This window comes from Pantoea trifolii (assembly GCF_024506435.1).
GTDB classification, from domain to species: Bacteria; Pseudomonadota; Gammaproteobacteria; order Enterobacterales; family Enterobacteriaceae; genus Pantoea; species Pantoea trifolii.
Window position 1 is genome coordinate 3178310 of record NZ_JANIET010000001.1, and the last position, 14370, is coordinate 3192679.

Sequence of the window (14370 nt, forward strand, 5' to 3'; positions counted from 1 at the left end):
TCACTATGCTAGGGTATAGGGCGCTTAAATTTAATCAGGACCACAACAAGAAATAGTTAAACATTTAACCGGGAAATTAATTACTGCATGGCAATTAAACTCGAAGTAAAGAATTTATATAAGGTATTTGGGGATAATCCCGAAAAGGCATTTAAGCTGATCGATAAAGGCGAAAGCAAAGAGAGTATTCTGGCGAAAACCGGTCTCTCTGTTGGCGTCAAAAATGCCAGTCTGGCCATTGAAGAAGGCGAGATCTTCGTCATCATGGGGCTTTCAGGTTCAGGTAAGTCCACCATGGTTCGCCTTCTCAATCGTCTGATCGAGCCCACGCGTGGCCAGGTAATCATAGACGGTGTCGATATTGCCAAAATATCGGAATCGGAACTGCGTGAAGTACGCAGAAATAAGATCAGTATGGTATTCCAATCCTTCGCATTAATGCCGCACATGACGGTGCTAAATAACGCGGCTTTTGGCATGGAATTAGCCGGCATCGCTTTGGCCGAACGTCAGGAAAAAGCGCTGGAAGCATTGCGTCAGGTTGGCCTGGATAATTACGCTCACTCTTATCCCGATGAACTTTCTGGCGGCATGCGTCAACGCGTTGGATTAGCCCGCGCATTGGCGATTAATCCAGATATTTTATTAATGGATGAAGCCTTCTCAGCACTTGATCCGCTGATTCGTACCGAAATGCAGGATGAACTGGTAAAACTGCAGGCCAAACATCAGCGTACCATCGTATTTATTTCTCACGACCTCGATGAAGCGATGCGCATTGGCGACCGCATTGCCATTATGCAGGGCGGCGAAGTGGTGCAGGTCGGCACGCCGGATGAAATCCTCAATAATCCTGCCAACGATTATGTGCGCACCTTCTTCCGTGGCGTCGATATCAGTCACGTGTTTAGCGCCAAAGATATTGCGCGTCGCAGTGCGGGTTCACTGATCCGCAAAGCCGCCGGTTTTGGTCCGCGATCCGCCATCAAGCTGCTGCAGGATGAAGATCGCGAATATGGCTATGTGCTGGAGAAACAGAAGTTTGTTGGCGTGGTGTCCACCGATTCATTGAAAGCCGCGCTGGCGGCCGGTGAAGGGCTGGATAGCGCGCTGCTCGACACGCCGTTAGCGGTTCCTGCCGATACCTCCCTGAACGATCTGCTGTCGCATGTGGCACAAGCGCCCTGCGCCGTGCCGGTGGTCAGCGAGGAGAATCAGTACGTCGGTATCATTTCGAAAAGCATGTTGTTGCGTGCTTTAGACCGTGAAGGAGCCTAATCATGAGTGAACAAACAGCGAATCCGTGGGAAAGCGCCAGCCAAACCACCCAGCAACCTGCCACAACCGATACCAGCGCCGCTGCCAGCAGCAGCGATCCCTGGGCGAGCGGCGGTGCCGCGCCTGCGGATAATAATAGCGCCGATGCATGGGGCGATCCCTCCGCCGCCAGCAGCGGTGGCCACGATGCCGCCAGCAATGCTGCCAGCAGCAGCAGCGACTGGCTGAGCAGCGCGCCCGCTCCCGCGCCTGAGCATTTCAACATCATGGACCCGTTCCATAAAACCTGGATTCCCCTTGATAGCTGGGTGACTGAAGGCATCGATTGGGTGGTCAGCCATTTCCGTCCGGTGTTTCAGGGGATTCGCGTGCCGGTGGATTACATCCTCAGCGCGTTCCAGCAGTTACTGCTCGGCATGCCCGCGCCGGTGGCGATTGTGGTGTTTGCGCTGATCGCCTGGCAGATTGCCAGCCCGGCGATGGGCATTGCCACGCTGGTCTCGCTGATTGCCATCGGCGCAATTGGTGCCTGGTCGCAGGCGATGGTTACGCTGGCGCTGGTGCTGACCGCCCTGCTGTTCTGCATCATCATCGGCTTGCCACTCGGCATCTGGCTGGCGCGCAGTGAACGTGCCGCGCGCATTATTCGTCCGCTGCTGGATGCGATGCAGACCACGCCCGCCTTCGTCTATCTGGTACCGATCGTGATGCTGTTTGGTATCGGCAACGTGCCGGGCGTGGTGGTGACCATTATCTTTGCGCTGCCACCTATTGTGCGCCTCACCATTCTGGGCATTAAGCAGGTGCCGGCCGATCTGATTGAAGCGAGTGAATCCTTCGGTGCCAGCCCGCGTCAGATGCTATTCAAAGTGCAGCTGCCACTGGCGATGCCGACCATCATGGCTGGTGTAAACCAGACGCTGATGCTGGCGCTGTCGATGGTAGTCATCGCCTCGATGATCGCCGTTGGCGGTCTTGGCCAGATGGTGCTGCGCGGCATTGGTCGCCTGGATATGGGCCTCGCCACCGTCGGCGGCGTGGGCATCGTGATTCTCGCCATTATTCTTGATCGTTTGACCCAGTCGATGGGCCGCGACAGCCGCAGCCGTGGCAGCCGCCACTGGTACAGCACTGGCCCGCTGGGTCTGCTGCTGCGCCCCTTCAGTAAAAAAGCCTGATTTCCATGGGCGGTCCACTGCGGCCGCCCGTCTCCGACGTAACACGTAAAATAAGGAATGACTATGCGCAAGACAGCTCTCATCGCTGCCGTCCTGACGACGTTCGCCGCGACGCACGTGTCCGCCGCCGACCTGCCCGGTAAAGGCATCACCGTTAAACCGACTCAAAGCACCATCTCTGAAGAGACCTTCCAGACGCTGCTGGTGAGCCGCGCGCTGGAGAAACTCGGCTATACCGTTGAGAAGCCAAGCGAGATTGATTACAACGTGGCGTACACCACTATCGCAGCCGGTGATGCCACCTTTATTGCCACCAACTGGAAACCGCTGCACGACGATATGTATAAAGCAGCGGGCGGCGATGCGAAGTTTTATCGTCAAGGCACTTACGTCGGTGGCGCTGCGCAGGGTTACCTGATCGATAAGAAAACCGCCGAGCAGTATCACATCACCAATATCGAGCAGCTGAAAGATCCAAAAATCGCCAAGCTGTTTGATACCAATGGCGATGGCAAAGCGGATTTGACCGGCTGTACGCCAGGCTGGGGCTGTGAAGCGGTTATTAATCACCAGATTGAAGCCTACAAGCTAAGCAATACCGTTGAGCACAATCAGGGCAACTACTCGGCGATGATCGCCGATACCATCACGCGCTTTAAGCAGGGCAAACCGGTGTTCTATTACACCTGGACGCCGTATTGGGTCAGCGACGTGCTGAAGCCGGGTAAAGATGTGGTATGGCTGCAGGTGCCGTTCTCTTCACTGCCAGGCGAGCAGAGCAAAGTAGATACCAAGCTGGCGAACGGTGCTAACTACGGTTTCCCGGTGAACACCATGCACATTGTCGCCAACAAAGCCTGGACCGAGAAAAATCCGGCAGCGGCAAAACTGTTTGCTGAGATGAAGCTGCCAATTGGCGACATCAACGCCGAGAATGCAGCGATGCATGCGGGCCATGCGTCTGAAGCCGATATCAATGGCCACGTTGATGGCTGGATCAAAGGTCACCAGGCGGAATTCGATAAGTGGATTCAGGACGCGCTGGCGGCAGCGAAGTAACGCGATTTACATTAGCGTTGGTATTGTGGCGGCGCGATTTATCGCGCCGTTTTTCTTGCGATAAATGCACTACAACCACTCTGCACAATGAATTGCGCCGCTATGGCAAGTTTCTTCCTTACCCACTCTCATCCCCCCGATAAGCGAAGCGTATGCTATAGCGCACTGGTACGTCCTGTTAATTAACACACCATTGAAATAATTTTTTCGGTTACTATTACCCACAAATGATTATCTTTCTTCTCCTCGCGCAATGACTGCTTCCCGCTTAGCGATCGAATTCCATCATTTTTGCTGGTATCGCATCCGCGCGGGCGTTGTTAAGAGCATGTTAATCAACGCCTTGATTTTAGTGGACAAGCTGCGTGCTAAAAGTGTTTAGAAATCGTAAAGATGAGACCAAACCGCTGAGCGATACTGTTCATTGATGATTGGCTTTGTTATGGTTAGCAGCGCAGTTATTCACCAGAGTTATTTTTTCTCGCGAAATTATTTATCAGTAAAAAGATTTCCCGGGATTAATTGATGACATCGGCTGCCTGCATGATCAGGCGGGATGTCAGGGCGAAATGCCCTGGGTTAAGGAACAACCTGGAATGTCAGATGTTGACAATGTGATCGTACTAACAATCACCTGCGGAAATTGTGACTACGCTTAATCTGTCACCATCATTACTATACCAGTTGCAACTAAGAGGTTTTTTTAAAATGGAAAGTTCGTTTACTCCCATTGAACAGATGCTAAACATCCGTGCTAACCGCCATAAAGATTTTCCGCTGCAGGAGATCATTCTGACCCGCTTGTGCATGCATATGCAGGGAAAACTGCTGGATAATCGCAACAAAATGTTGAAGGCGCAGGGAATTAACGAGACCTTATTCATGGCGCTGATTACCCTTGATGCGCAGGAAAATCAGAGCATTCAGCCTTCAGAACTGAGTTCTGCTCTCGGCTCTTCACGCACCAATGCCACGCGTATCGCCGATGAGCTGGAGAAGCGCGGCTGGATCGAACGCCGTGAAAGCGAGAACGATCGTCGCTGCCTGCATCTGCATTTGACCGAAAAAGGTAATGAGTTCCTGCGTCAGCTGCTCCCACCGCAGCATCAGAGCCTGCAATACTTGTGGTCTTCGCTCTCCACTAACGAGCAGGATCAGCTGGAATCGATTACCCGTAAGTTACTTAACCGTCTCGATAAAATGGACGAAGATCAGGTTATCGCTTCCCTGTCGCGCTAATAGCAAGAAGTGCGACACAATCACCTTCCGAAATCGCTATTTTAATCCCCTTTTGTCCGGCCAGCGCTCAAGCGCTGGCTTTTTCGACTCGGGCAACCGTGTTGAAGGATCAGCACATCCCGACTAAATGGAAAACGTGGAGAACGACATGAGTGCGACAGCGGAAGCTCAAAGCCCGCAACAGCCAGCGAATAAAAAGAAGAAGCGCAAAGGTGTGCTGATCCTGCTGGCTATCGTGTTTGTAATTATTGGTGTTTCGTATCTGGCTTACTGGTATCTGGTGCTGCGTCACTTCCAGGAAACCGATGATGCGTACGTGGCGGGCAACCAGGTGCAGGTGATGGCGCAGGTTTCCGGCAGCGTAAACAAAGTGTGGTTCGACAACACCGACATCGTGAAGAAAGGCGATGTGTTGGTGTCACTGGATAAAACCGATGCAGAGCAGGCGTTTGAGAAAGCGCAGACCGCGTTGGCCACCAGCGTGCGTCAAACCCACCAGCTGATGATCAACGGCAAGCAGTATCAAGCCACCATCAAGTTGCAGCAAACCGCGTTAGAACAGGCCGAAGCTGACCTGAAACGCCGCGAGCCGCTGGGCGCGTCAAATCTGATTGGTCGCGAAGAGCTGCAACACTCGCGTGATGCCGTGGCAACTGCCAAAGCACAGCTGGATGTGGCAGTACAGCAATACAACGCTAACCAGGCGATGATTCTGAATACCTCGCTGGAAAACCAGCCGGCGGTACAGCAAAGTGCGGCTGAATTGCGCGATGCCTGGCTGGCGCTACAGCGTACCGAGATTCGTAGTCCGATTGATGGCTTCATTTCCCGTCGTAGCGTGCAGGTGGGTTCGCAAATCTCCACCACCACGCCGCTGCTGGCGGTGGTGCCGTCCACTAACCTGTGGATCGATGCGAACTTCAAAGAGACGCAGCTTGCGGGTGTGCGTATCGGTCAATCGGCCACGGTGATCAGCGATATCTACGGCGATGACGTGGAGTATCACGGCAAAGTGGTGGGCCTGGATATGGGTACCGGCAGCGCCTTCTCGCTGCTGCCTGCGCAGAATGCCACCGGTAACTGGATCAAAGTGGTTCAGCGTCTGCCGGTGCGTATTGAGCTGGATCCGAAACAAGTGGCGGAACATCCGCTGCGTATCGGCCTCTCCACGCTGGTGAAAGTCGACACGCAGAACAAAGATGGCGCCACGCTGGCCAGCGCCGTGCGTTCGCAAGCCGCGTATGAAAGTAATGCGTTGGCAATCGACCTCGCGCCGGTTAACCAGCTGATTACTGACATCGTTCGTGCCAACGCTGACTAACGCCGCGGGAGGCTGTTATGGCACAAAAACCGCTTGAAGGTGCGCCGTTAGTCCTGATGACCATCGCCCTGTCGCTGGCGACGTTTATGCAGGTACTCGACTCCACCATCGCTAACGTGGCGATTCCGACCATCGCCGGTAACCTCGGTGCCTCGAACTCGCAGGGCACATGGGTAATTACCTCTTTCGGGGTGGCAAACGCCATCTCGATTCCGATTACCGGTTGGCTGGCGAAGCGCATCGGTGAAGTGAAGCTGTTTACCTGGTCGACCATTCTGTTTGTGCTGGCGTCCTGGGCGTGCGGCATGTCCGAAAGCCTTGAGATGCTGATCTTCTTCCGCGTCATTCAGGGCGTGGTTGCCGGTCCGCTGATTCCGCTGTCGCAGAGTTTGCTGCTGAACAACTATCCGCCGGCGAAACGCAGCGTGGCGCTCTCGCTGTGGGCGATGACGGTGATTGTCGCGCCGATCTGCGGCCCGATTTTGGGCGGCTGGATCAGCGATAACTATCACTGGGGCTGGATCTTCTTCATCAACGTACCGATTGGTTTGGTGGTGGTGTTGCTGACGCTGCAAACGCTGCGCGGACGTGAAACCCAAACCGAAATCCGCCCGATCGATATGGTGGGTTTGGTGCTGTTGGTGGTGGGCATTGGCTCGCTGCAGGTGATGCTGGATCGCGGTAAAGAGCTCGACTGGTTTAGCTCCACCGAAATTATAGTGCTGATGGTGGTCGCCGTGGTGGCGCTGCTGGTGTTGCTGGTGTGGGAGCTCACCGATGACCATCCGATAGTCGATTTGTCGTTGTTCAAGATGCGCAATTTCACCATCGGCTGTTTGTCGATCAGTCTGGCCTATATGCTTTACTTCGGCTCGATAGTGTTGCTGCCGCAGCTATTACAGGAGGTATATGGCTACACCGCCACCTGGGCCGGATTAGCGTCGGCACCGGTGGGGATTCTGCCGGTGATCCTGTCGCCGATCATTGGCCGCTTCGCGCACAAGCTGGATATGCGTAAGCTGGTGACCTTCAGCTTCATCATGTATGCCGTCTGTTTCTACTGGCGCGCCTACACGTTTGAGCCGGGGATGGATTTTGGTGCATCGGCGTGGCCGCAGTTTATTCAGGGCTTTGCGGTGGCGTGCTTCTTTATGCCGCTCACCACCATTACGCTGTCAGGCTTACCGCCAGAACGTATGGCGGCGGCATCAAGCCTGTCGAACTTCGTGCGTACGCTGGCGGGTTCCATCGGTACCTCGATTACTACCACCATGTGGAGTAACCGTGAATCGATGCATCATAGTTATTTGTCGGAGTCGGTGAATCCGTACAACGTCAATTCACAGCAGATGTACGACCAGCTGCAAAGCATGGGCATGACCCAGCAACAGGCCTCGGCGTATATCGCGCAGCAAATTACCAATCAGGGTCTGATTATTTCGGCGAATGAGATCTTCTGGGCATCGGCGGGCGTGTTCTTGATCTTGCTGGTGCTGGTGTGGTTTGCGCGTCCACCATTCGGTGCGGGCAGTGGCGGCGGCGGCGCTCACTAAGCGATACAAATAAAAACGGGCCTTGCGGCCCGTTTTTTTATGCGTTCTGACGCCACCATTCGGCGAGCAGAATACCGGTCGCCACGGACACGTTGAGGCTTTCAACGTTGCCGGTGCCGCCAATCGACAGGCTGAGATCGCCCTGCTGGAAAGCGCTGTCTGACAGACCTTCGCTCTCCTGACCCAACACCAACACCATTTTGGCAGGCAGCTCGGCTTTCGCCAGCGGTGTGCCTTCATGGCTTGAGGTGGTAACGATGGTGTAACCCGCTTTACGGAACGCTTCCAGACCATCGGCAAAGCTTTCGCCGCTGATTGCCTGGACGTGCTCAGCGCCACCTTCGGCGGTACGGACTGCCGCACCCGATTCCAGCAGCGAAGCATCATTCACCAGCAAACCTTTCACACCGAAGTGCGCGCAGCTACGCATAATGCCGCCAAGGTTGTGCGGGTTGCTGACATCTTCCAGCGCCAGCACGCAATCTTTGGTCGGTGCCTTTGTCAGCCACTCGGTAACCGGCATGCCCATGCGTTTTTTGATGATGAAGCACACGCCGCCGTGGTGTTCAGTACCTGAGGCTTTGGTCAGCTCAGCATCTTCTACCACATGATAGGCTTTGCGGTTGGCCGCCAGCCAGCGCAGGGTTTCGCGGAAACGCGGCGTTACGCTTTGAATAAACCAGGCACGCACGATGCTTTCCGGGCGGCTCAGGAACAGCGCCTGACAGGCATTTTCACCGTAGACGCGCGTCTCTTCCTGACGCTGACGGCGAATCTGCTCTGGATCGATCACCGGCTTGTTCGCGGCCTCATCCAGCTGGCTGTCATCGGCAACCGGTGGACGAGAAACGGTGCGCCACGGCGAATCACCGAAGCTGCGGTTGTCGTCACCACGATCGTCACGACGTCCAAAGCTGCGGCCACGTTCGGTATTGCTCGCACCGCGCGGTGCCGAGCTGCGTGCGCCGCTACGGCCACCTTCTTCATTATTACGTGCACTGCTGCGAGGACCAGAACGACGATTATCTTCCTGGCGCGCAGCAGGACGGCCGCCTTTGCCGGTACGGGGATTCGGCTTTTGACCACCCTCCTCATCACGTACGTACATCACTTTTACCTTGCCGCTTTTGCCTTTAAATTCGTCGTTCATCTGTTCCTCCAGCATTGAGAGCGCGAAGATTACCTGATGTGTCGGTGCTTAGCTATCAACTATTGAACCTATTGGGCAATCCAGATTGAGCATAGCACTCAACCTTTTCATAATGTTCGGCAATCATCAGATTTACAGGTCCGGGTTGAGGTAAATATGAATACAGTTTGTGCCTCCTGTCAGGCAACCAACCGCGTGCCCGAGTCGCGCATTGCCGATGGAGCAAAATGCGGTCGCTGCGGCGGCGAGCTGTTCAACGGTGAAATCGCCAACGCGACGGCCGCCACGCTGGATAAGTATCTGCAAGACGATCTGCCCGTGGTGATCGACTTCTGGGCACCGTGGTGCGGTCCGTGCGTTAACTTCGCACCGGTGTTTAAAGATGTCGCAGACGAGCGTCGCGGGAAAGTGCGCTTCGTGAAAGTGAATACCGAAGCTGAACCTGCGCTCAGCTCGCGTTTCCGCATTCGTAGCATTCCTACGATTATGCTGTTCAAGAACGGCGAGATGGTCGACATGCTGAATGGCGCAATGCCAAAAGCGCCCTTTAACGAGTGGCTCGACGAATCGCTGTAAACCGCTGATGGCCAGCCGCATGCTGGCCTTCCTTATTACCTTTCCCGGCTAATTCCATTACACTGGCGTTTTTTATCCTGCCTGCGAACCTATGTTTGAAAATGCCGTTCTGCGCTTACGTGCGCAACGTTTAGCGCGCGCCACGCGCCCGTTTCTTGCGCGCGGTAATCGTGTCATCCGTTGCCAACGCTGCCTGCTGCCGCAGAAAAACTGTCTGTGCGCCACCATCCAGCCTCAGCAAGCGCGCAGTCGCTTTTGTCTGGTGATGTTCGATACCGAGCCGATGAAGCCGAGCAATACCGGAAGATTAATCGCCGATGTGCTGCCGGACACCGAGGCGTTTGGCTGGTCACGCACTGAGCCAGATCCCGCGCTGCTGGCGGCGGTGAAGAATGAGCTTTATCAGCCGCTGGTGGTTTTCCCTGCGTCTTATGCTGATGCCGGTCGTGAAGTGCTCACCAGCCCGCCGCTTACCGGCAAACCGCCGCTGTTTATTATGCTCGACGGTACCTGGACTGAAGCGCGCAAGATGTTCCGCAAAAGCCCGTGGCTGGATGCGTTGCCGGTGATGTCGTTAAACGTTTCTGCGCCGTCGCGCTACACGCTGCGCGAAGCCCACGGCGAAGGCCAGCACTGCACCGCCGAAGTGGCTGCCGCGCTGCTGGAACAGGCGGGCGATCTCGTCGCCGCCGCCGAGTTACAGCACTATTTCGCCCGCTTCCGTCATGCTTATCTGGCGGGGAAACCGCATCATCCGATTCATGCTCTGGAAGAAGCATTGAGTAGCGGAATCTGAAGCTGGTTCTCAGCCTGCGATCGGCGAATCGGCAAGCGCGGTAAAAAGCGTTTACAATCATGCCAATCTTGATAGCAGGAGCGGATGATGAGCCAACGCGGACTGGAAGCGCTGTTACGACCTAAATCAATCGCGGTAATCGGTGCATCAATCACACCGGGCCGCGCCGGCTACTTTATGATGCGTAACTTGCTGGCCGGTGGATTTAGTGGTCCGGTATTGCCGGTAACGCCTAAGTATAAGGCGGTGAGCGGCGTGCTAGCGTGGCCCGATATCGCCAGCCTGCCCTTCGCACCCGATCTCGCCATCATCTGTACCCACGCCAAACGTAATCTCGAGCTGCTGCAACAACTGGGTGAAAAAGGCTGTAAGGCCTGCATTATTCTCTCGGCGCCGTCCAGCCAGTTGGAAGAACTGAAAGCCTGTGCGAGCCAATGGCAAATTCGCCTGCTTGGGCCCAACAGCTTAGGTTTGCTGGCACCGTGGCAAGGGTTGAATGCCAGCTTCTCGCCGGTGCCGATTGCTAAAGGTCGCATTGCTTTTATTTCGCAATCCGCTGCGGTCTCTAACACTATTCTCGATTGGGCGCAGCAGCGTAACCTCGGTTTTTCCTGGTTTATCGCCTTAGGGGATAGCCTGGATATCGACGTGGATGATCTGCTGGATTTCCTCGCGCGCGACGGCAAAACCAGCGCCATTCTGCTCTACCTCGAACACCTCAGCGATGCGCGTCGCTTTGTTTCCGCTTCGCGCAGCGCCTCACGCAACAAACCGATTCTGGTGATAAAAAGTGGTCGCAGCCATCAGGCGCAGGCGATGCTCGGCACTCACAGCGGACTGGATGCTGCCTGGGATGCGGCGATTCAGCGCGCCGGTTTGCTGCGCGTGCAGGATACGCATGAGCTATTTACGGCGGTTGAGTCGCTGAGCCATATGCGTCCACTGCGCGGCGATCGCCTGATGATCATCAGTAACGGCGCGGCCCCGGCAGCGCTGGCACTGGATGAACTGTATGCACGTAACGGTAAGCTGGCGACGCTGAGTGATGAAACGTTGCAGGCGCTGGCCGCACTGCTGCCGGAAGGCGTTGGGCGCGGCAATCCGCTGGATTTGAAAGATGACGCGACACCCGCGCGCTATGTCGCCTGCATTGAACGGCTGCTGGATAGCCATGAACTCGATGCACTGATGATCATTCATGCGCCAAGCGCCGTATCACCCTCCAGCGAAACCGCCGAGCAGATTATCGCGGCGGTTGCCAAACATCCGCGCGGCAAGCAGGTCACGCTGCTGACGAACTGGTGCGGCGAATACTCCTCGCAGTCCGCGCGGCGTGCTTTTACTCAGGCCGGCATTCCCACCTGGCGCACGCCGGAAGGCACCGTCACCGCCTTCATGCATCAGGTGGAATATCGCCGCAACCAGAAGCAACTGCGTGAGACGCCCGCGCTACCGATCGGTTTGACGCAGAACAGCGCGCAGGCGCATCAGCTGATTCAACAAGCGCTGGATAAAGGCATCACCACGCTGGATACCCATGAAGTGCAGCCAGTGTTGCAGGCTTACGGCCTGGCGACGCTGCCCACCTGGATTGCCAGCGACAGTGCCGCTGCTGCCAGCATTGCCGATCAGATTGGTTATCCGGTGGCGCTCAAGCTGCGTTCGCCGGACATTCCGCATAAGTCCGAGGTACAAGGCGTAATGCTCTATCTACGCAGCGCTGCAGAAGTAAAACAAGCAGCTGAAGCCATTTTCGAGCGCGTGCGTGAAACTCATCCGCAGGCGCATATTGATGGCCTGCTGGTGCAGAGTATGGCGAACCGCGCCGGGGCACAGGAGTTACGCGTGGTGGTCGAACAGGATCCGCTGTTTGGCCCGATTATCCTGCTGGGTGAAGGCGGCGTGAAGTGGCAGCCCGACAAGCAAGCAGCCGTGGCTTTGCCACCGCTGAATATGACGCTGGCGCGCTATCTGGTGATTCAGGCAATGAAAAGCGGCAAAGTACGCAGCCGTAGCGCGTTACGACCGCTGGATATCACCGGGCTTAGCCAGCTGTTAGTGCAGGTTTCCAACCTGGTGGTCGATTGTCCAGAGATTCAGCGGCTGGATATTCATCCGCTGCTAGCATCGGCCAATGAATTCACGCTGCTGGATGTGACGCTGCAGCTGGCGCCTTTCAACGGTGATAACGAAACGCGCCTGGCGATTCGTCCTTATCCACACCATCTTGAAGAGCGGGTGCAGCTAAAAGATGGGCAATATTGCCTGTTCCGCCCCATCTTGCCGGAAGATGAACCGCAGCTGCGCGCGTTTATTGCTCAGGTAACTAAAGAAGATCTCTACTATCGTTACTTCAGTGAAATCAATGAGTTTACCCATGAAGATTTGGCAAATATGACGCAAATCGATTATGACCGCGAAATGGCGATTGTCGCTGTGCGCCAGCACAATGGCGTCGACGAGATCATTGGCGTAACGCGCGCGATCTCTGATGCCGACAATATCGATGCTGAATTCTCAGTGCTGGTGCGTTCCGACCTGAAAGGCTTGGGCATGGGCAGGCGCTTGCTGGAGAAGATGATTCGCTATACGCGCGATCATGGCCTGCAACAATTGAACGGTATCACCATGCCAAACAATAGCGGCATGATTACGCTGGCGCGAAAACTCAATTTTCGCGTGAATATTCAACTGGATGATGGCATTGTCAGCCTGAATTTGCCGCTCGGTGATGTCATCAGCTAACCTGTACAGAAAGGTAAAAGTCCTCCTCTACAGGCCGGTTGATGGTATTATTTACCGTTAGGATCATGATTTGATGGCAAAAGGCCATGCAATGAACAGAGAAGAAGTGCACTGTGATGTTGTCTAAATTCAAACGTAATAAACACCAACAACACCTCGCACAGCTGCCTAAACTGTCACAATCCGTGTCGGATCTGACGACGCTTTACTCGCCTGCCGAGTTTCGCGAAACCCTGCTGACGAAAATTGCCGCAGCAGAAAAGCGTATCTGTATCACCGCGCTGTATCTGGAGAATGATGACGGCGGACGGGGAATTATGCAGGCGCTGTACGCAGCGCGTCAGGCACGTCCGGAGTTGGATGTCTGTATTCTGGTTGACTGGCATCGTGCGCAGCGTGGTCGCATTGGTGCCGCCCGTGGCGTGACCAATGCTGACTGGTATTGCGAAATGGCGGCTCAGCATCCGGATATCGCTATTCCGGTTTACGGCATTCCGGTTAACACCCGTGAAGCGCTCGGCGTGCTGCATCTTAAAGGGTTTATCATTGATGATACGTTGCTCTATAGCGGCGCGAGCCTGAACGATGTCTATCTGCATCAGCATGATAAATACCGTTATGACCGCTATCAGCTGATCCGCAATCCACAGCTTACCGATACTATGTATGCGTGGATCTGCGAAAATCTCAAGGAATCCGATGCGGTTAATCGGCTCGATAAAACTGAGCGTCCTTCCAGTCCGGAAATTAAGAACGAAACGCGTCAGTTCCGTCAGGAACTGCGCAGCTTTAACTATCAGTTTACCGGCAATGCAGATAATGAATCCCTTGCCGTCACGCCGCTGGTTGGCCTGGGTAAACGCAGCCTGCTGAACAAGACCATTTTCCATTTGATGCCCTGCGCCGAGCGCAAGCTGACGTTGTGCACGCCCTATTTCAACCTGCCCGCTATTCTGGTACGTAACCTGATTCATTTACTGCGTCAGGGCAAAGAGGTTGAGATCATCATTGGCGACAAAACGGCCAATGACTTCTACATCCCGCCAGAACAGCCGTTTAAGATTATCGGCGCGCTGCCTTATCTTTATGAGATCAACCTGCGTCGCTTCCTTAGCCGTTTGCAGTATTACGTCAATAATGGTCAGCTGACGGTACGCTTGTGGAAAGATAGCGAGAACAGTTATCACCTGAAAGGCATTTGGGTGGATGACGAATGGATGATGATCACCGGTAACAACCTCAATCCACGCGCGTGGCGACTGGATCTTGAGAATGCGGTGCTGATTCACGATCCGCTGAATCAATTGGCCGAACAGCGTGAAAAAGAGCTGGCGCTGATTCGTGAGCATACTTCCGTGGTGCAGCATTTCCGCGAGCTGGAAAGTATCTCCGATTATCCAGCGAAGGTGCGCAAGCTGATTCGTCGCCTGCGCCGTATCCGCATCGATCGTTTGATTAGCCGTCTGCTCTAGCCG

At 55.0% G+C, this 14370-nt stretch carries 11 protein-coding genes; 10 read left to right on the plus strand and 1 reads right to left on the minus strand.

Going from position 1 to position 14370, the window contains the following annotated elements:
- Positions 1–87: 87 nt before the first annotated feature.
- The 6 genes from proV (at position 88) to emrB (ending at position 7628) form a co-directional block, all read left to right on the plus strand.
- Positions 88–1278: a glycine betaine/L-proline ABC transporter ATP-binding protein ProV gene (gene proV, locus NQH49_RS14750; protein ID WP_061718054.1), complete on the plus strand. Its 1191-nt coding sequence runs from the start codon at positions 88–90 to the stop codon at positions 1276–1278.
- A gap of 2 nt (positions 1279–1280) precedes the next feature.
- Positions 1281–2456, plus strand: a complete 1176-nt coding sequence (proW, locus tag NQH49_RS14755) for a glycine betaine/L-proline ABC transporter permease ProW (RefSeq protein WP_154155567.1) — start codon at positions 1281–1283, stop codon at positions 2454–2456.
- A gap of 63 nt (positions 2457–2519) precedes the next feature.
- Positions 2520–3515: a glycine betaine/L-proline ABC transporter substrate-binding protein ProX gene (gene proX, locus NQH49_RS14760; protein ID WP_256697185.1), complete on the plus strand. Its 996-nt coding sequence runs from the start codon at positions 2520–2522 to the stop codon at positions 3513–3515.
- Positions 3516–4223: 708 nt separating this feature from the next.
- Positions 4224–4754, plus strand: coding sequence for a transcriptional repressor MprA (mprA, locus tag NQH49_RS14765; protein WP_008101638.1), 531 nt, complete (start codon positions 4224–4226; stop codon positions 4752–4754).
- 148 nt (positions 4755–4902) lie between these two features.
- Positions 4903–6075: a multidrug efflux MFS transporter periplasmic adaptor subunit EmrA gene (gene emrA, locus NQH49_RS14770; RefSeq protein ID WP_256697186.1), complete on the plus strand. Its 1173-nt coding sequence runs from the start codon at positions 4903–4905 to the stop codon at positions 6073–6075.
- Between the two features lie 17 nt (positions 6076–6092).
- A complete protein-coding gene (gene emrB / locus NQH49_RS14775; RefSeq protein WP_256697187.1) occupies positions 6093–7628 on the plus strand; it encodes a multidrug efflux MFS transporter permease subunit EmrB in 1536 nt (511 codons plus the stop codon).
- Between the two features lie 37 nt (positions 7629–7665).
- Here emrB and NQH49_RS14780 read toward each other — a convergent pair whose 3' ends face one another.
- A complete protein-coding gene (locus tag NQH49_RS14780) occupies positions 7666–8778 on the minus strand; it encodes a tRNA/rRNA methyltransferase (protein WP_256697189.1) in 1113 nt (370 codons plus the stop codon).
- Between the two features lie 156 nt (positions 8779–8934).
- Here NQH49_RS14780 and trxC point away from each other — a divergent pair, with 156 nt between their 5' ends.
- The 4 genes from trxC to pssA all read left to right on the plus strand — a co-directional run bounded on the left by trxC (position 8935) and on the right by pssA (position 14367).
- A complete protein-coding gene (trxC, locus tag NQH49_RS14785) occupies positions 8935–9354 on the plus strand; it encodes a thioredoxin TrxC (protein WP_008101648.1) in 420 nt (139 codons plus the stop codon).
- Positions 9355–9445: 91 nt separating this feature from the next.
- Complete coding sequence (locus NQH49_RS14790; protein WP_256697190.1) at positions 9446–10150, plus strand: tRNA-uridine aminocarboxypropyltransferase; 705 nt, start codon at positions 9446–9448, stop codon at positions 10148–10150.
- 87 nt (positions 10151–10237) lie between these two features.
- Entirely contained in the window at positions 10238–12895 is a 2658-nt protein-coding gene (locus NQH49_RS14795) for a bifunctional acetate--CoA ligase family protein/GNAT family N-acetyltransferase (RefSeq protein ID WP_256697192.1), read from the plus strand.
- Positions 12896–13011: 116 nt separating this feature from the next.
- Complete coding sequence (gene pssA, locus NQH49_RS14805) at positions 13012–14367, plus strand: CDP-diacylglycerol--serine O-phosphatidyltransferase (RefSeq protein WP_256698443.1); 1356 nt, start codon at positions 13012–13014, stop codon at positions 14365–14367.
- Positions 14368–14370: the final 3 nt, after the last annotated feature.

Excerpts from the sequence above, each read along its gene's own strand:
- mprA (WP_008101638.1), top strand. The coding sequence starts at position 4,224 with ATGGAAAGTTCGTTTACTCCCATTGAACAGATGCTAAACATCCGTGCT.
- emrB (WP_256697187.1), top strand. The coding sequence starts at position 6,093 with ATGGCACAAAAACCGCTTGAAGGTGCGCCGTTAGTCCTGATGACCATC.
- pssA (WP_256698443.1), top strand. The coding sequence starts at position 13,012 with ATGTTGTCTAAATTCAAACGTAATAAACACCAACAACACCTCGCACAG.
- trxC (WP_008101648.1), top strand. The coding sequence starts at position 8,935 with ATGAATACAGTTTGTGCCTCCTGTCAGGCAACCAACCGCGTGCCCGAG.
- proW (WP_154155567.1), top strand. The coding sequence starts at position 1,281 with ATGAGTGAACAAACAGCGAATCCGTGGGAAAGCGCCAGCCAAACCACC.
- NQH49_RS14795 (WP_256697192.1), top strand. The coding sequence starts at position 10,238 with ATGAGCCAACGCGGACTGGAAGCGCTGTTACGACCTAAATCAATCGCG.
- proV (WP_061718054.1), top strand. The coding sequence starts at position 88 with ATGGCAATTAAACTCGAAGTAAAGAATTTATATAAGGTATTTGGGGAT.
- emrA (WP_256697186.1), top strand. The coding sequence starts at position 4,903 with ATGAGTGCGACAGCGGAAGCTCAAAGCCCGCAACAGCCAGCGAATAAA.
- NQH49_RS14790 (WP_256697190.1), top strand. The coding sequence starts at position 9,446 with ATGTTTGAAAATGCCGTTCTGCGCTTACGTGCGCAACGTTTAGCGCGC.
- proX (WP_256697185.1), top strand. The coding sequence starts at position 2,520 with ATGCGCAAGACAGCTCTCATCGCTGCCGTCCTGACGACGTTCGCCGCG.
- NQH49_RS14780 (WP_256697189.1), bottom strand. The coding sequence starts at position 8,778 with ATGAACGACGAATTTAAAGGCAAAAGCGGCAAGGTAAAAGTGATGTAC.